This window comes from Bacillus sp. JJ675 (assembly GCF_036963165.1).
Lineage (GTDB): Bacteria > Bacillota > Bacilli > Bacillales > Bacillaceae > Bacillus > Bacillus glycinifermentans.
This window is the reverse complement of the sequence record NZ_JBALMR010000052.1, coordinates 18305-34793: the sequence shown is the minus strand read 5'-3', so window position 1 is coordinate 34793 and position 16489 is coordinate 18305. Positions and strand designations below refer to the sequence as shown.

Here is a 16489-nt window from a genome sequence, read left to right as displayed (position 1 = left end):
ATTAAAATCTGGTGATACTGTTTGTTTTGCAAAATAAAAAAGCCGCCTCTATCAGGCGGCTTAGAGATCGAGCGGACGCTCTCCGACATTGACGGAACGTGCTTTTTTTGCTTTTCTGAGGCCGAACCACCAGAGAAACGCCATAAAGGGAAGCATAAAATAAATCCAATTTCTGAGGGCCAGCAGGATGTAGTCATAGAGACCGTGAAGCGCGGCAGGTATAAAAAGCGACAGACAAAGCCACTCGGCCTGCTTCTTCCTTTTTGAAAAACGGGCTTTGCCGATATAAAAGCCCATAATAACGCCGAATAAGGCATGGCTTGATACAGGAAGCAGCGCTCGCATGAACGCGTGTTCGACGCCGTTTCCGATTAAGTACAGAATGTTTTCCAATGTGGCAAACCCGAGCGAAAGGCTTGTCCCGTACATGATTCCATCATAATGTTCATCAAAATTGGCATGCTGGTAGACGCTGAACATGAGCAAAAACCATTTTAAAAATTCTTCCAAAAATCCGGAAGATAAAAATGAAATAACAAAATTGCTCTCAGAAATGTTTTCTTTTTCCAAAACATACTGGATAAACATCGTCGGAAAGACGAGCAAAACCCCTACTATAAAAAGGCGTACGACCATATGAATAGGCTCTGTTTCGTACTTTTCCTTTAAGTAGAAATACATCAGCAATGCGATTCCGGGAGCGACGCCTGCGGAGATAATTCCGAACATGAGAAACCTCTTTCCTTTTCTTCTCATTCTATCCTACCATGATTCACAATGTTTTGAAATCGATAAGGATTCAGCGGCTAATAACAAAACCTGTCTTTAATGCCGCTGTCATAGCTGGCCAAAAGAACCGCCAATTTTATTCTCGCTTTTTTGCTATCGTAATCTTTTCCGAGAATGACGCCTTTTTTCACCAGATCATAGCTGCTGCCGACATAGTCGTATGTCGTATAGACTTCTCCTTCCTCCGCGCTCGTCGTGATCACGATATGAATGCCCTTGTTTAAAGCAGCCTCTATATCAGCCACCATTTCCGGGGTGACCTGTCCCCTTCCGACGCCTTCAAGGACGATTCCGGCAGCACCTTCTTGAGCGGCAGCGCGTATGAATTTCCCGTCCGCGTCAAGATAGCTTTTCACGATGTCGACGACAGGGAGAGGTTTTTTTAGACGATGGACGTCCCGCCTTAGCGGTTTCTGATAGACGTACACTTTGTCATTGTCAATGATCCCAAAGTATCCGAATCCGAATACGTCGAAGCCTTGAAGGTTTGACGCATGAACCTTTTTGACATAGCGCGCATTGAAAATCCGTTCATTGAAAACGACAATCGTTCCGGCTCCTTTTATATCCTGACTGCATGCCGTATAAACAGCATGCCTGATATTCGTATATGCGTCGCTGCCCTGCTCTTCCGGCGGGCGCTGCGAGCCGGTGACGACGACCGGACGGTCATCGCTGATCGTTAAATCGAGAAAGTAGGCGGTTTCTTCAAGCGAGTCCGTTCCGTGCGTGACGACGGCTCCGTCATACGTTTCGTCTTCGAAAGCCTTTTCTATCGTGCTTTTCAGCTTCAGCAGGTCGTGAAATGTAATGTGCATGCTCGGAAGCTGCAATGCCGGATATACGTCAACTTGTACATCTTCCGGAAGCTTGCAGATCCGGGCCAGCTCCGTCCCGCTTATGGCGCCTGCCGCAAGCCTCCCGCTTTCGGTTTTCCGGCTTGCGATCGTTCCGCCTGTCGTAATAAGAGCGACTTTATGTTTCATCTTCGGATGCCCCTTTGCGTCAAAATCTGTGCTGCTGCAAAAAAAGAGAGAGCACATCTAAATATAGAATATGCTCTCTTCCTTTTTATATCCGTTTGGCGATTTCTGCGGCGATCAGACCGCCGTGGAAGCGCCCGTTTTCGATAAAAATTTCGTTTGCATTGTTTCCGGCAGCGATGACGCCGGCGATGAAAATGCCTTTTTCATTCGTTTCCATCGTTTCTTCGTTGAAAAACGGACGGCCTGATTCCGCATCAATCTGAATCCCCATTTTCTTTAGAAAACTGTGATCCGGATGATAGCCCGTCATCGCAAACACAAAATCGTTTTTAATGGTGATTTCTTCTTTTGAATCAATGGTAAAAGTCAGCTGATCCTCTGTAATTTCCTTGACGGCCGCGCGAAACTCCATCCGTATTTTCCCGTGATTGACAAGGGATACGAATTCGGGAAGAATCCACGGCTTTATGCTTGAGGAGTATTCCGTTCCCCTGTATAAAACGGTCACGCGCGCACCGGCTTTGACCAGCTCCATTGCCGCGTCAACGCTTGAATTTTTTCCGCCGATGACTGCAACGTCTTTATCAAAATAAGGATGAGCTTCTTTAAAATAATGAAAAACCTTAGGCAGATCTTCACCCGGCACGTTCATATAGTTCGGGTTATCGTAGTATCCCGTCGCCACGATGCAAAACGAGGCCAAATACGCATCCTTCGACGTCTCGACTAAAAACCGGTTATCTTCCGTTTTTGTTACGGAATGAACTTTTTCGAAAGCATTGACTCTTATATTTTTCCGTTTGGCAACTTCCCTGTAATAGGACAGGGCCTGATTTCTGACCGGTTTGCGGTTTTCGGTAATAAATGCAACATCTCCGATCTCCAGCTTTTCGCTGGAGCTGAAAAAGGTTTGATGCGTAGGATAACGGTAAATGCTGTCCACAATATTTCCCTTTTCAATAACGAGGGGCTCTATTCCGATTTGCTGCATCGCGATGGCCGCTGAAAGCCCGCAGGGGCCCCCGCCGATAATGATCACTTTTTCTTCTTTCATGTTCCGTTCAACTCCTGTCATGTCCGGCAAATCAAAAAAATCTCCTATTTTATGATAGGAGATTTTTTGCGTTGTTGCAAATGGTTGGGCTTAGATCCAGCCTCTGAATCGGGATGCCTCCGCCATTTTGCGGACGCCCACCATGTAGGCGGCAAGCCTCATGTCGATTCTGCGGTTTTGCGCCATTTCGTAAATGTTGTTAAACGATTTGACCATCATTTTTTCCAGTCTTTCTTCGACTTCTTCCTCAGTCCAGTAGAAGCCCTGATTGTTCTGTACCCATTCGAAGTAGGATACCGTTACACCGCCGGCGCTTGCCAGCACATCCGGAACGAGGAGAATACCGCGGTCAGAAAGAATTTGCGTCGCTTCAAGAGTCGTCGGGCCGTTGGCGGCTTCCACGACGATTTTCGCTTTTATGTTATGCGCGTTTTCTTCTGTAATCTGGTTTTCGATCGCGGCCGGCACCAAAATGTCACAATCAAGTTCAAGCAGCTCCTGATTTGTAATCGTGTCATTGAAGAGCTTTGTGACGGTTCCGAAGCTGTCGCGGCGGTCCAACAAATAATCGATGTCAAGACCCTCAGGGTCATATAAGCCGCCGTATGCATCAGAAATGCCGACAACTTTTGCACCTGCGTCATGCATGAATTTCGCAAGATAGCTTCCCGCATTTCCGAACCCCTGCACAACGACAGAAGCCCCTTTAATATCGATGTTTTTCTTTTTCGCCGCTTCTTTAATACAAATCGTAACCCCTTTTGCTGTCGCAGATTCTCTGCCGTGAGAACCACCTAAAACGAGCGGTTTTCCGGTAATGAAACCCGGAGAATTGAATTCGTCGATTCTTGAATATTCGTCCATCATCCATGCCATAATTTGAGAATTGGTAAATACATCGGGAGCCGGCACGTCTTTTGTCGGTCCGACAATTTGGCTGATCGCCCTGACGTAGCCTCTGCTTAAACGTTCAAGTTCAGGAAAGGACATATCCCGCGGATCACAGATGATCCCGCCCTTTCCGCCTCCATATGGAAGGTCAATGATCCCGCATTTCAGACTCATCCAAATAGAAAGCGCTTTAACTTCTTTTTCAGTGACTCCCGGATGAAAGCGGATGCCTCCTTTTGTCGGTCCTACTGCATCATTGTGCTGCGCACGGTACCCCGTAAAAATTTTCACTGATCCATCATCCATGCGAACCGGAATTTTAACCGTTAAAAAACGAATCGGTTCTTTTAATAATTCATACACTTCTTCTGGATACCCCAATTTTTCAAGCGCCTTATGTATCACCGTTTGCGTTGATTTTAAAACATCGTGTGCATTTTCCTCAGTATGACCGGTGTTTTGATCGGCTACCATGATAAGTTAACCTCCTAAAGTCTTTCTGGCATGTTGTCCTTTCAGAGAATAGTATACACCCTTGCACTAATCATGCAAAGGACAAACAGCCCGTTTTCATAAAAAATATTCGAGAAAAATCATTTTTGTACATTCTTATTTTCGACAAAAAAAACTGCTGTTTAACACAGCAGCACATCTTTTGACATCCAATTATTTAAAGTACGTCTGAATGGTCTGAACGGCGTTGTTGTCCATGATTTTCTTCCCGTACTCCTGAAGTCTGTAGATCGTTAAGGTCGTCGGATTACCGTACTCGGCCAAAATCGAGATCACGCCGTCAACGGAATGGGAATCGAAATCATCGAGGCTCAAAAAATACCGGCCTTCATAATGATAGACCGTCCCGCCCTGGATTCCGATCCTGTCGAGATTTTTGGACAGCTCAATCAGATGTTCAAACGTTTGAAATTCATATATAATGTCAACACTTTCGCCAAGCTTGACCTGCATTTCTATATAATCCTCATCATACTCATTATCGTCTTCATCCGCTTCCTGGTTTTTCGTGACAATGATGACCATTCCTTGTGCTTGAAGAGAATACACTTCAACAGCAATTGGGCCATTTGCTTCAAACCCGAGCTCTGTATTCGCTTCGTTCATCATGTCTTTAAACAGCTGCTGAACTTTAAATGAGTCTTTCCAAAGGTCTTCTTTAGTCAGCCCCCGGTCTGTCAGATCGTCAAGTGTCAGAAAGATTTTAATCTTATTATAATTTAGACGCTCAAGCCGCATAACGTTCCCTCCTGCCTCTTCTTGCACACATCATTTATCTTATTATATGGAGATGATGAGTTATAGGTTCTTAATTTTGATACCAGTTTACACCGTGTTTCAGCGGAAGACAAGCACTATGCCGTCTTTTCGGAAAAAAAGCCGATCAGGCGCCTATCCGCAACCGTCTGTCTGCACTGGAGCCAGTTTGATAAGATGTGTTTCCGGCCTAGCTCCGAGCCTCAAAGGAAGCCTTGTCGTTCCATAGCCGTTGCTGATCAGATAGCGGGTCCTATGAATCGTTCCCGTCCCGCCTTCTTTATATAGTCCGAATCGGCCGATGCGAATCTGGCCTCCGTGCGTATGGCCGCTGAGTATGATGTCAATCCGGTCCTCCTCATGTATTTGATGGTGTATTCCAGGATTGTGTGACACTAAAAGAGTCGGAGCGCCGGGATGAATATTCCGCACCGCCTCCGGCAAGTCGGCAAATCCGATCCTGAGGTCATCCACGCCGCAAACATTCACGATCTGCCCGCGGTGGTTGAAAACAGCCGATTCATTGCGCAAAGCGGTCACACCGTATGTTTTGAACAGGCGAACAAGCCTTGCCTGATTGATCTCGTAATCGTTGTTTCCCCACACAAAAAACGTTTTTCCCAAACTTGTCAGCCTTTTGATATTTTCTTCAATCCTCGCGAACGGAACGCCCCGCTCTGCCAGATCTCCTCCAATCACGACGAGATGAACGCCGTGCTCCTTCACCTTTTGAATGATTTCCCTGCTGACCGTGCGTCTGTGGATGTCAGAAATAAAAAAGACGTTAAGCGGATCTTTTCCGCGCAAGCGCCCGAGCGAAAAACCTGCGTGCATTACACGGTCTTCTTTGGCGATGGCTGACATTTTCCAGATCAAAGCGGATAAGCAGACGAAAACAACGGAAATGAAACTGACGAAAAAGATCATATGAGAATACCCCATTCTTGTTTTCTTTCTTATATAAGACGCCTGATAAAAAAAGACGTTTCTCTTCACAAAAGAAAACGTCAGCCCTTTTTTATTTGCTTTCAAAATACAAATTGATATCATAGTGCTGTTTCATCACTTTAAAGACCGTTTCCCTCGATTTCCATTCCTCGGGCTGAGGCCATAAATCGGTGCTTTTCTGAATAATCTCACACCTCAGTTTATGAAAATCCCCTTCCGCTTTCTCTTCCTTCTTTTTAAAATAATGTGCCGTACTGTATGCGAAAGCGGCTGCCAATATCCAAAACAGGTAAATGGAATCGTTCAGCAATTCGGCAAGGATGCCGTTTCGGCCAAGCCCTTTTCCAACTGCGAACAGGCAGAACGATACGGCGCAAACCGCGGCTGCCACGAGCCACTTAAGCGATTGCTTTCGATAGTTTTCATACTTTTCTTTTCTTTTGATTAAGCCGCGGAGCATTTGCTTTGTAGGTTCATCGGTAAAACGGTCCAGCTGATCAAGCGCGCTTCCCACATTCCTCACACCTTGTCCGATTTGTTTGTACAATATATATGAACGGGTCGGCGCATTCATGCAGGGGGCCTTAATAAAAAGGAATTTTCAGCACCTGTCCCGCATACACGTTATTGCCGGACAACTGATTATAACTGCGGATTTTTTCCTCGCCCGACCGGTCTTTATAATATTTCATGGAGATTCTGTAAAGGGTCTCCTTTTCTCCAACGGTATGCTGAATCACCTTTTTCGGTTCGGGCGCCTTTTGAACCGGCGCTTTTACGACATTTTTCTTTTCTATTGCGGTCTTCTCCCCGGCTTTTTTCTCTGCTGCAGCAGGTTTATGAACTTTTTTTTCTACTTTTGACGGCTTGTCCTCAGTTTTTTTCTCGTCTTTTGGCCGCTCTTCAGCCGCTTCTTTTTTTGGCTGGTCATCAGCTTTTCCCTCTGTTTGATCAGCCTTTTCCTCCTGAAGAGCGGCGGCTTGATCTGTTGAGTCCGCCAGTTGATCAGCCGCCTGGTCATCTAGAAAGCTTGTATCTTTCGATTTTTCATAAAATACATCGTCATATTGGTCAGGATTCGTATCGCTTTGATTCATCATGTACATGAACACCAGGAAGACGATGATTGGAATGAATAAAAATATGACTGCAAGCGAGGTAAATAAAGGATTCCTTTGTTTATTCTTTTTTTTCCCGTTTTTCTTTTTTTCACGATAAGACTGTCTGGAGGGGAGCTCTTCTTCGGGGAATTGCGGCTCTTCTTGCGCTTTTAGGGCAAGTTCAGCCTGAGCCTTTTCCCGCTCCATCTTCTTTCTCTCTATCCTCGACATCTCCGCCATGTAATCTCCTCCTTACGTGTTGAAAACGAATCTGAAACGCACTTGCAGCATCGATCAGGAAATGCGCCGTGACAGGGACGAATAAATTATCCGTCTTTAAAAAGCTGATCCCGAGCAAAAAGCTGATCAGAACAACCATGACAAAGAGCAGCCATTTTCGCAAATAACGAAAATGCAAAAGCGCAAAAATGATGCTTGCCGCCCAAATGCCGAGATGAGTCTGGACGATCCCTCTGAACAATATTTCTTCAGTGAACGCGATGAAAAGGGTGAGCACGACAATATGAAAGTATGAACGGCTTCGAAAAAGCTTTTGATTTATCCCTTCATCGTCATACATATGCTCGGGAACCCATTTCATCACTGCAAGGTCAACGGCAATGACGAAAACAGCAAGCGGCACGCCGAAAGTGAGAATTCTGATGTCGCGTACGTTCCACAGCGAGAAAAAATCATTGATATCATCGAACAAAAAGACGCCCGTCAAGACCGCCGTACAAAGCATCAGAAGCTGGGAAAAATAAAGCTGTCTCAACATTTCCCTGTCTGACAGCCGGCTGATGATTTCTGTCTGCTTTTTCAGCATATCCGATCACGGCTGGCAGCAAATATCGTATCCAATTCCTCTTCCCATGCTGTTAGTTGGTTCATAAATGGATGATCTCCTTTAGTTTCATAATCTTCAAGATTTAATCCGCAGTGCGTGCAGCATGCCGTGTTACCGCTTTTTCCGGCGCTTAAGGTTTCATTAAAATAAGAAAGCAGCCCTTCCCGAAAGCACCCTTTGCTTTCTGTGATCTGTGCGAAGCCTGCCATTTTGTTTAGTTTTTGCTGTCTTCTAAAGTCCATTTCCTGATAAATAAGCTCTCTCGCCTTATTCCCCAAATGGCGAAATTTGAAAAACAAATGGGAGAAATGCCGGGCCTGTGTTTCCGTTAAGCCGGATTGCTCAAGGCTTTCCCTTGCGCCGCGTTCGTCCCGGACATCGGCAAGTTTTTCGTATAAAAAGTCGATTGTCTGTCTGGTGAGAGCTTCTGTCTGAATGAGCTGTTCCTGGATTCCCCTATCTCCCGGAGCCTTCAGCAGGATGCTGACGCTCTGTTTCCCATCCCGGCCCGCGCGCCCGATTTCCTGCATGTATGCTTCGATCGTTTGCGGAAGGTTGACATGGATCACATATCTGACATCAGGCTTATCAACTCCCATGCCAAACGCGTTTGTGCAGCAGACGATGTCAAGCTGATTGCGGATAAACTGCTGCTGAATCAGCATTCTGTCGCCAGCGTCCATTCCGCCGTGGTAAAACTCCGTTCTCATCCTCGTCTCTTCGGCGATCTTTCCGGCCAGTTCTTCGGCCCATTTTCTTGTCGGACAATAGACGAGGCCGGGGCCTTGAAGCTTGCGGACAAGTTCAATCAGCCTTTCGTTTTTTCCGGCGGTATCCTGGACCTCCTCGAGATGAAGGGCGATGTTCGGCCGATCGACCGAATGAATGAGATAGCGGACTTCGTTCAGCCCGAGCATGCGCGAGATGTCCTTTAACGTCTCTTCTGTCGCCGTCGCTGTAAGCGCCAGTGTGACGGGGCTATCAAGCTTTTTTTTGATGTCTCCGAGCTTCGAATAATCAGGCCTGAAATCATGCCCCCACTGCGAGATACAGTGGGCTTCGTCGACGACGAAAAGGCTGATTTTCATCGTTTGCAGCCGCCTTACCATCTGCTCAGACTGGAGAGCTTCCGGCGATATATAAAGAAATTTAAGCCTGTGGAGCTGTTTTAAAATGTATTCTTTTTCCTGATGGGTTAAGGCGCTGTTATAGGCAGCCGCCCTTTTCTCTCCCCGCATTTTCAATTGCTGCACCTGATCTTCCATTAAAGAAAGGAGAGGGGAAACGATCAACACCGTTCCGTCCGTCAATAGCCCGGGAAGCTGGTAGCACAGCGATTTTCCTCCCCCGGTCGGAAGCATCGCAACCGTATCCTGCCCTTCAAGCACGCTTTTCACGATTTCTTCCTGTCCTTTTTTAAAAGAGGTGTAGCCGAAATGGCGGCGGAGAGCCTCATGAAGCTTATCCATGCCGCGTCACCGTTTTCGACAGGGCGAGACGGATTTTAAAATAGCTGTATCTGCCCCCGAGCCCTTCTTTAATTTGCCTGATTTTATTCGTTTGATTGCGTTTTGCATAATCTGCAATGATTCTTTGTTCCTCTTCCGGCACGTATGTTTCAATTGAAAAAGCCGGATCGTGAATCGCGATTTCGACGATGTGATCCTCGATCGTTGCCGTTTTTAATTTTCGGATTTCCGCGATCCGCTCAATCGATTTTCCTTCTTTGATGAGAAACAGCGTTTTCCTTGTCGACTGCGTGAGCCCGTCTTTAAATGGTATGTCTTTGATCAGCGTTTCAAAAAGCGGGCTTTCACCCTTTTGAACGGATTGAATAAAATAGTGCAGAACATCCCAAAACAGAGCATATATGTACCATTCATCCTCACGCATCTTTTCCGCAAGCTGTTTACACGTAAAGCCGATCTTGGCAGCCGATGTCAGGGAATGTACAAAGACGGCGGCCTGCCGGTCGTCATCTAACGCTGACAGCTTTTCCTTCAATTCCGTATGAAAATGCGCTGCCAACTCATCGGCATTCCGGTTTCTTAAGTACCGCCTGACCCAATTTTGAATCTGGTAATCTTTTGTGATCGGCAAATAAAACCGCTCCCGATACCGTCTGTTTGACAGCACTTGAATCAAAAGGGACATCCTTTGCCACATGATATTTGCAGCCGCCTGATAATAGGCGCCGTGAAAATGCCGGGGCCAGGGATGGATGCGGAAGCAGCGTTCCAGTTCCTTTTCTCCTCTTTCAGTGACGGCAAAAGCGCCCGTCTCGTGTTTTTCGGTAATGAAAGATTCCCGCAGCAATTTTTGAAAACTGCCATTCAACCGATCTCGGGAAAGGGACGTACAAAAGCCGAAATACTTTGAGACGGCAAATAAACCGGCGTCCTGAATCGTCTGTGATGACCTTTTCCCTTTTAATAAATGATATACGGCGCTCGGCGACCGTTCTCCCCGCATTGATGTGAGAATGTCCAGCACAACGGCGTCAAAAAAATGAACCGACATAGCATCACCTACATTCTTTTAGGACAACATTCGATATTTTCTTCTTATTATTTTAACAGATTTTGCAGAGAAATCGACGTTTAAAGTCATCTAAAAGGGGCATGTTAGCAGTAGAACCCTTGTGTGATAAGCATTCTCAATATTTTTAAGTTGAAATGTAGGATTAACACCATTACAATAAGGAATGGGAATAGGTTTCATATCGGACCGATAGAGGGTTAAAACCATTTGTTCCAACGAAGAACCATCTGGGAGGTTTTTTATTTATGCCAAAATATACAATTGTAGACAAAGATACGTGTATCGCATGCGGCGCTTGCGGTGCAGCGGCTCCTGATATTTATGACTATGATGATGAAGGAATCGCGTATGTCACGCTCGATGACAACCAAGGCGTCGTAGAAGTGCCTGATGTCCTGGAAGAAGACATGATGGACGCATTTGAAGGCTGTCCTACTGACTCGATTAAAGTTGCGGATGAGCCGTTTGAAGGCGACCCGCTGAAGCACGAATAGAAAAAGCAATATCCGGCGAGAGTGTCTCCGGCCGGATATGTTCATGAAAAAGCCCGGCGAATGCCGGGCTTTTGTTGTATTAATTAATGCTGTCTTGCCACCTGTACATTTTCTTTCAGCCAAGGTCTCAGCTGAAGGAAAATCGGTGTGGACACCAATGTCACGACAAGGCCTTTAATGAGATTAAACGGCAGAATGCCTGCTATAATCGTCGTTTTCAGTGCGCCCCCTGATAATGCTGGAGCATGTAAGAACCAAGTGTATGCAGGGATAAACAGAACATAATTCAAGATGCTCATCAGGGCGGCCATTAAAACCGTACCCAGAACAAGAGCAGCTGCAAACCCTTTGGCAGAGTTCGTTTTTTTCAGCATAAAAGCGGCCGGCAGTATAAACAGCGTTCCGGCGACAAAGTTCGCTGTCTGATCGATCGGTACGCCTGATGCGCTTCCCGCAATGAAGTAGTTCAGCACGTTTTTAATCGCCTCAACGGCAATTCCGGCGCCAGGGCCGTATAATATGACAGCAAGCAATGCCGGGATATCGCTGAAATCGATTTTTAAATACGGATACGCCCCCAAAATCGGAAAGCTCAGCATCATTAATACGAATGCAATACTGCTCAGCATACTGATGGACACTAGACGTCTTACTCTGTTGTGCTTCATTTGTCTCTTTCTCCTTTTCGATCACATCTCACGAAAAGAGGAATGGTTCTAGCCCCCGTCCACAAACAAAAAACCCGCTTTTTGCAAAAGCGGGGCCGTTTACAGACAGGTCAAATAAACGTTTCGAAATATGTATTTCAAAACGCAGGAACCTCCATCTTCTCCCATCCAGACTATACTGTCGGCTTCGGAATCTCACCGAATCCTGCCTCATAAAGGCTCGCGGGCTTAGAGCAAAAAACTCATCACCGCCGGTAGGGAATTTCACCCTGCCCCGAAGATTGATCATATTAAATTTTATTTTCGATATTATTATAGTGTAGTTGTGAAGAAATGTACAGATGAAAGCTCAAGTCTCTTTCATCAGCAGAATGCATTACCCGCACACCGTCTAAAATCCGCACATTCACACTTTTTTCATTTTTAATTTTCGTCTTTTACACTTGAAACTCATTGACACCATTCTCGTAATATGGTAAATTATCAGATATTTATGACGTTTATTTAGGAGGAAATCTTACATGTTTCGAGTATTGGTCTCAGATAAAATGTCAAGCGATGGACTTGCACCATTAATGGAAGCAGATTTTATTGAAATTGTTCAAAAAAATGTCGCGGAAGCGGAAGACGAGCTGCATACTTTTGATGCTCTTCTGGTAAGAAGCGCAACAAAGGTAACGGAAGAGCTGTTTAAAAAGATGACCTCATTGAAAATCGTCGCGAGAGCGGGAGTAGGCGTTGACAACATTGACATTGACGAAGCGACGAAGCACGGCGTAATTGTGGTGAACGCGCCAAACGGAAACACCATCTCAACGGCGGAACATACATTTGCAATGTTCTCTGCACTAATGAGGCATATTCCGCAGGCGAACATCTCCGTCAAATCGCGCGAATGGAACCGTTCAGCTTTTGTCGGGTCAGAGCTTTACGGAAAAACGCTCGGCATCGTCGGAATGGGACGGATCGGAAGCGAAATTGCGAGCCGCGCCAAAGCGTTCGGAATGACGGTCCACGTATATGATCCGTTTCTGACCCAGGAAAGAGCGGACAAACTCGGAGTCAATGCCAACAGCTTTGAAGAGGTGCTCGCCTGCGCGGATATCATCACAGTTCACACACCGCTGACGAAAGAAACGAAAGGCCTCTTAAACAAGGAAACGATCGCAAAAACGAAAAAAGGCGTCCGTCTCGTCAACTGCGCAAGAGGCGGGATCATCGATGAAGCGGCCCTTCTTGAAGCGCTTGAAAGCGGCCATGTCAGAGGGGCGGCGCTTGACGTTTTTGAAGTCGAGCCTCCTGTGGATTCCAAATTGATCGATCACCCGAACGTGATTGCCACTCCGCATCTGGGAGCTTCGACAAAAGAAGCCCAGCTGAATGTAGCGGCGCAAGTATCGGAAGAAGTTCTGCAGTATGCGCAAGGAAACCCTGTAATGTCAGCGATCAACCTTCCGGCCATGACAAAGGACTCTTTCCAAAAGATCCAGCCGTACCATCAATTTGCCAATACGATCGGAAACCTTGTATCCCAATGCATGAATGAGCCTGTGAAAGATGTGGCCATCCATTATGAAGGATCCATTGCAAAGCTAGAAACATCATTTATTACAAAAAGCCTTTTGGCCGGATTCCTGAAACCGCGCGTTGCTGCAACGGTCAATGAGGTCAACGCCGGAACCGTCGCGAAAGAGCGCGGCATCAGCTTCAGCGAAAAGATTTCTTCCAATGAATCCGGTTATGAAAATTGCATTTCAGTTAAAGTAACAGGCGATCGTTCGACGTTTGCTTTAACTGCAACGTACATTCCGCACTTTGGCGGACGCATCGTCGCTTTAAACGGATTTGATATCGATTTCTATCCAAACGGTCACCTTGTCTACATTCATCATCAGGATAAGCCGGGGATGATCGGTCATGTCGGCCGGATTCTCGGCGATCATAACATCAATATTGCGACAATGCAGGTGGGACGGAAAGAAAAAGGCGGCGAAGCGATCATGATGCTTTCATTCGACCGCCATCTTGAAGACGATATTTTAAACGAACTGAAAAACATCGACGATATCGTTTCGGTTAAGGTCATCGACCTGCCGTAGCAGCCGGCGGAGCCCTGAAGCAATCAGGGTTCCGTTTTTTTACGACGAACGGTCCACCCTGATAAGGAGCGGCTGCTGCGGGTAGATGGTCTCCCCTTTCAGTCCGTTCCACTCTTGAATTGCTCCGGCGGTCACGCCCATTTTTTCGGCAATGCGGTAAAGCGTATCACCTTTTTGAACAATATAAGTGCGCTGCTTTTCCCGGCTTTCGTCGAGACGCAACGTCTGACCGGCGTAAATATTCGGGTTTGCAAGGCCGTTCATCTCCATCATTTTCTCGACGGATAACCCGTTTTCCCGGCTGATCTTCCATAGCGTGTCCCCTTTACGAACGGTGATCTCGCTTTTTGTCTCAGCGCTTCCTTTATTTACATGAACCGAACTCGGACGGAACGCCTCCTCGCTGTATACGGTCAGCGGGTTAATCGCGTTTTTCTTATTCTCAGTCCAAGCGCCTTGATGGATTTCAAAGTGAAGATGCGTTCCCGTCGATATTCCGGTATTTCCGATGATTCCGATTTCCTCTCCTTTTTTCACGCGGTCACCTTTTTTCTTTAGCCGTTTGTTCAAATGGGCATAGACGGTTTCATACCCGTTGTCATGTTTGATGAAAATGACTTGGCCGTATGAGTTCGATGCATACGATTTACTTACGGTTCCATCTGCGGCAGCTACCACCATTTCTCCCTCAGGAGCCGCGATGTCGAGTCCCTTGTGTTTGCCGCCCCTTGTGCCGAACTTATCCGTTATTTCCCCTTTAATCGGTTCGGTCCAACTGCTTTTAGTTGCCGATGCAGACGGAACCGCGATGCAAGGCCATGTGATCAGTAATACGCAAAATAGGTATCTGAACGGTTTCAAGTGTTCTGAATCCTCCTCTGATGGTGCCGGCTGTTTTAGCTTTCTTTTACGACAGCTTAGTATAATTCCAAATGACGGTATTTTATACATTTTATTCATCAAAAAAGAGACTCCTCATCAGAGTCTCTTTTTCAGCCTTTTATCGTAATCGGGTTCGGCGCGTACGGAACGGGAATCGATTTTGTCAAATCATAGCTGCCGATCTTATCGGTGTTCGCATTCGTAAATTTTACTTTTGTATAGCCGAAATCTTTTGCCGTCAGGAGCAGGCCTTCCAGCATTAAAATATCATCGGATTGATTTTGAATGTCCGCAGACGGTGAAAAACGAATGATCAGCTCTTTTCCGTTTTCTTCAACAGCCTGAATCGCACGGTCGCCCGATAAAATGGATTTGATATGAGAGCCGCTTTCTCCGTGCTGCATCTGGCTGATCGCTTCATTTATACTTTGATACGATTCGCGTGACGGCACAAGAAACTGCTCACCGTCAGAATCTTCATATAGGAAATAGCCCCTTTTGGTCTTCTGCTCGATTGACAGATCCATAAGAAGTCCGTATGAATCAATAGTAACGCCCGGTTCGCCGTTTGAGACAAACTGAACAGTGTCGCAGGAACCCCATTTAAAGGTTTCATTAATCACTTCTTTCATCAGCTCGAAATCGTCCGTGGAGATTCCGGAAATGTCCTTATTCACTTGCAGGGTGACCGAGTGGCTTTCCGTTTGCTCACTGAATGTCACATGTTGAAAATAAGATGTGTCCAATGGCTCAAACTGATCGGCATCAAGCCGGGCGTATTCGTTGAGCGCGTCTTCAACCGTCTTCATGCCGGCTTTTTTCCTAATGCTGACCGGCACGACGACCGACTTCGAATCATCGGGAAATGCAAAGGTGATATAGTTGTCTTTTTGATCGCTTGGAACGACATATGTATTTGCGGGTTCAGACCGGTCGGCAGCCGTCTTCGTTTCCTTATGCTTAGCTTCCACTTTGCTTTGGCTGCCGGAAGCAATGTCAGGATTTTCACCGTTTTGCTTTGTCTGGTCAACCAATTGAGGAGTTATCAGCATAAGAAGAAAGAGAACGCAAACTGATGCAGCAAATGCCCCGAACCGTTTTTTTGAGGGAGTTTTTTTCGGCTGTGCGTGAAGCAGCTTTTGATAGATTTGATACGGTGAACGATCATCCTTAACCGTTGGAAGTTGGCTTAGTAACATCTTTAGCCGTTCTTCGTTCCATTCTGACTTCTTCATTCCTTTGCTCCTCCTTCAAAAGCTCCATCTGTTTGCGAAGTACCTTCAGACCGCGATGCTGAGTCGTTTTCACCTTGCTTTCAGAAAAATGTAAAGCTTGGGCTGTTTCTGCAATCGAATACCCTTGAATAAACCGAAGCACGATGACAGATCGTTGATCCAATGTACATTTATCAAGCGCTTTAAAGATTTCATTAAGATTTTCATTCTGCATCAAAATGTCCTCAGGCAAGGGTTGCCGGTCTTTTACATCCTGCTTCTCCCAGTCAAACGTCCCCATGATCCGCTGGCGGATCGTCTGCTGTTTTCTGAACCAATCGATGGCGACATGCCTTGCGATTGAAAGAAGCCATGTTTTTTCGCTGCTTCTGCCTTCAAATGTTTCATACGAATGCAGAACGCGGATATAGACTTCCTGGACTAAATCTTCAGCCTGGCTTTTGTCTTTTACCATATAAAATAAAAACTGAAATAAATCTTGGTGATATGTATCATATATTTTCTGAAAGGTTTCTTCCACTTGAAACCCCTCCGTTCAATTTATTGTCGTTTGTCAATCATAAAAAGTTACATTACAACTATTACAACTATATTACGAAAATATGAAAATGGGAAGGGAATTTCCCTAAAGTTAAACTAAAATTTAACTATACCACATTATAAAAGCACCTGCTCTAAATGAACAG

General features: G+C 45.9%; 17 protein-coding genes and 1 riboswitch. Of the genes, 2 read left to right on the top strand and 15 right to left on the bottom strand.

From position 1 onward, the window contains the following. Positions 1-60: 60 nt before the first annotated feature. The 11 genes from prsW to V7126_RS14290 form a co-directional block, all read right to left on the bottom strand. The gene (gene prsW, locus V7126_RS14340) at positions 61-729 is read right to left on the bottom strand and encodes a glutamic-type intramembrane protease PrsW (protein WP_175077309.1); all 669 of its coding nucleotides are present in this window, start codon (positions 727-729) and stop codon (positions 61-63) included. A 77-nt stretch (positions 730-806) separates the two neighbouring features. Continuing rightward, entirely contained in the window at positions 807-1775 is a 969-nt protein-coding gene (locus tag V7126_RS14335) for an asparaginase (RefSeq protein WP_175077308.1), read from the bottom strand. Positions 1776-1860: 85 nt separating this feature from the next. After that, a complete protein-coding gene (locus tag V7126_RS14330; protein ID WP_048352952.1) occupies positions 1861-2829 on the bottom strand; it encodes a YpdA family putative bacillithiol disulfide reductase in 969 nt (322 codons plus the stop codon). Positions 2830-2919: 90 nt separating this feature from the next. After that, positions 2920-4194, bottom strand: coding sequence for an NAD-specific glutamate dehydrogenase (gene gudB, locus V7126_RS14325; RefSeq protein ID WP_046129855.1), 1275 nt, complete (start codon positions 4192-4194; stop codon positions 2920-2922). Between the two features lie 192 nt (positions 4195-4386). Next, the gene (locus V7126_RS14320; protein ID WP_046129854.1) at positions 4387-4971 is read right to left on the bottom strand and encodes a genetic competence negative regulator; all 585 of its coding nucleotides are present in this window, start codon (positions 4969-4971) and stop codon (positions 4387-4389) included. 153 nt (positions 4972-5124) lie between these two features. Next, positions 5125-5916, bottom strand: a complete 792-nt coding sequence (locus V7126_RS14315) for a metallophosphoesterase (protein WP_046129853.1) — start codon at positions 5914-5916, stop codon at positions 5125-5127. A 91-nt stretch (positions 5917-6007) separates the two neighbouring features. Further along, positions 6008-6397, bottom strand: a complete 390-nt coding sequence (locus V7126_RS14310; RefSeq protein WP_046129919.1) for a YpbF family protein — start codon at positions 6395-6397, stop codon at positions 6008-6010. A 124-nt stretch (positions 6398-6521) separates the two neighbouring features. Further along, positions 6522-7277 (bottom strand): LysM peptidoglycan-binding domain-containing protein, encoded by a 756-nt coding sequence (locus V7126_RS14305; protein ID WP_046129852.1) that lies wholly within the window; start codon positions 7275-7277, stop codon positions 6522-6524. Further along, positions 7219-7863, bottom strand: coding sequence for a CPBP family intramembrane glutamic endopeptidase (locus tag V7126_RS14300; protein ID WP_046129851.1), 645 nt, complete (start codon positions 7861-7863; stop codon positions 7219-7221). The genes V7126_RS14305 and V7126_RS14300 overlap by 59 nt, the downstream gene beginning before the upstream one ends. Further along, positions 7857-9353 (bottom strand): RecQ family ATP-dependent DNA helicase, encoded by a 1497-nt coding sequence (locus V7126_RS14295; protein ID WP_046129850.1) that lies wholly within the window; start codon positions 9351-9353, stop codon positions 7857-7859. The genes V7126_RS14300 and V7126_RS14295 overlap by 7 nt, the downstream gene beginning before the upstream one ends. Next, the gene (locus V7126_RS14290) at positions 9346-10404 is read right to left on the bottom strand and encodes a helix-turn-helix domain-containing protein (RefSeq protein WP_046129849.1); all 1059 of its coding nucleotides are present in this window, start codon (positions 10402-10404) and stop codon (positions 9346-9348) included. The genes V7126_RS14295 and V7126_RS14290 overlap by 8 nt, the downstream gene beginning before the upstream one ends. A gap of 266 nt (positions 10405-10670) precedes the next feature. Between V7126_RS14290 and V7126_RS14285 the strand changes: the two genes are divergently transcribed. Beyond that, on the top strand, positions 10671-10919 hold the full coding sequence (locus V7126_RS14285) for a ferredoxin (protein WP_046129848.1): 249 nt from the start codon (positions 10671-10673) through the stop codon (positions 10917-10919). A gap of 83 nt (positions 10920-11002) precedes the next feature. Here V7126_RS14285 and V7126_RS14280 read toward each other — a convergent pair whose 3' ends face one another. Next, complete coding sequence (locus tag V7126_RS14280) at positions 11003-11587, bottom strand: ECF transporter S component (RefSeq protein WP_046129847.1); 585 nt, start codon at positions 11585-11587, stop codon at positions 11003-11005. A 152-nt stretch (positions 11588-11739) separates the two neighbouring features. After that, positions 11740-11873: riboswitch (FMN riboswitch) on the bottom strand. Between the two features lie 235 nt (positions 11874-12108). Here V7126_RS14280 and serA point away from each other — a divergent pair. Then, positions 12109-13686 carry a phosphoglycerate dehydrogenase gene (serA, locus tag V7126_RS14275; protein WP_046129846.1) on the top strand — a complete coding sequence of 526 codons (1578 nt, stop codon included), beginning with the start codon at positions 12109-12111 and terminating at the stop codon, positions 13684-13686. Between the two features lie 39 nt (positions 13687-13725). Here serA and V7126_RS14270 read toward each other — a convergent pair whose 3' ends face one another. The 3 genes from V7126_RS14270 to sigX form a co-directional block, all read right to left on the bottom strand. Continuing rightward, entirely contained in the window at positions 13726-14547 is an 822-nt protein-coding gene (locus V7126_RS14270; protein WP_046129845.1) for a M23 family metallopeptidase, read from the bottom strand. A 131-nt stretch (positions 14548-14678) separates the two neighbouring features. Further along, positions 14679-15803 carry a hypothetical protein gene (locus V7126_RS14265; RefSeq protein ID WP_046129844.1) on the bottom strand — a complete coding sequence of 375 codons (1125 nt, stop codon included), beginning with the start codon at positions 15801-15803 and terminating at the stop codon, positions 14679-14681. Beyond that, complete coding sequence (sigX, locus tag V7126_RS14260) at positions 15739-16323, bottom strand: RNA polymerase sigma factor SigX (RefSeq protein WP_046129843.1); 585 nt, start codon at positions 16321-16323, stop codon at positions 15739-15741. Before sigX ends, V7126_RS14265 begins: the two co-directional genes overlap by 65 nt. Between the last annotated feature and the right edge of the window lie 166 nt (positions 16324-16489).

What these genes read in the sequence shown, in the direction of transcription:
- prsW (WP_175077309.1), bottom strand. Translation starts at nt 729, where the DNA reads ATGTTCGGAATTATCTCCGCAGGCGTCGCTCCCGGAATCGCATTGCTG.
- serA (WP_046129846.1), top strand. Translation starts at nt 12,109, where the DNA reads ATGTTTCGAGTATTGGTCTCAGATAAAATGTCAAGCGATGGACTTGCA.
- V7126_RS14315 (WP_046129853.1), bottom strand. Translation starts at nt 5,916, where the DNA reads ATGATCTTTTTCGTCAGTTTCATTTCCGTTGTTTTCGTCTGCTTATCC.
- V7126_RS14280 (WP_046129847.1), bottom strand. Translation starts at nt 11,587, where the DNA reads ATGAAGCACAACAGAGTAAGACGTCTAGTGTCCATCAGTATGCTGAGC.
- V7126_RS14310 (WP_046129919.1), bottom strand. Translation starts at nt 6,397, where the DNA reads ATGCTCCGCGGCTTAATCAAAAGAAAAGAAAAGTATGAAAACTATCGA.
- V7126_RS14320 (WP_046129854.1), bottom strand. Translation starts at nt 4,971, where the DNA reads ATGCGGCTTGAGCGTCTAAATTATAATAAGATTAAAATCTTTCTGACA.
- V7126_RS14290 (WP_046129849.1), bottom strand. Translation starts at nt 10,404, where the DNA reads ATGTCGGTTCATTTTTTTGACGCCGTTGTGCTGGACATTCTCACATCA.
- V7126_RS14305 (WP_046129852.1), bottom strand. Translation starts at nt 7,277, where the DNA reads ATGGCGGAGATGTCGAGGATAGAGAGAAAGAAGATGGAGCGGGAAAAG.
- V7126_RS14285 (WP_046129848.1), top strand. Translation starts at nt 10,671, where the DNA reads ATGCCAAAATATACAATTGTAGACAAAGATACGTGTATCGCATGCGGC.
- V7126_RS14330 (WP_048352952.1), bottom strand. Translation starts at nt 2,829, where the DNA reads ATGAAAGAAGAAAAAGTGATCATTATCGGCGGGGGCCCCTGCGGGCTT.
- V7126_RS14300 (WP_046129851.1), bottom strand. Translation starts at nt 7,863, where the DNA reads ATGCTGAAAAAGCAGACAGAAATCATCAGCCGGCTGTCAGACAGGGAA.
- gudB (WP_046129855.1), bottom strand. Translation starts at nt 4,194, where the DNA reads ATGGTAGCCGATCAAAACACCGGTCATACTGAGGAAAATGCACACGAT.
- V7126_RS14265 (WP_046129844.1), bottom strand. Translation starts at nt 15,803, where the DNA reads ATGAAGAAGTCAGAATGGAACGAAGAACGGCTAAAGATGTTACTAAGC.
- V7126_RS14295 (WP_046129850.1), bottom strand. Translation starts at nt 9,353, where the DNA reads ATGGATAAGCTTCATGAGGCTCTCCGCCGCCATTTCGGCTACACCTCT.
- V7126_RS14335 (WP_175077308.1), bottom strand. Translation starts at nt 1,775, where the DNA reads ATGAAACATAAAGTCGCTCTTATTACGACAGGCGGAACGATCGCAAGC.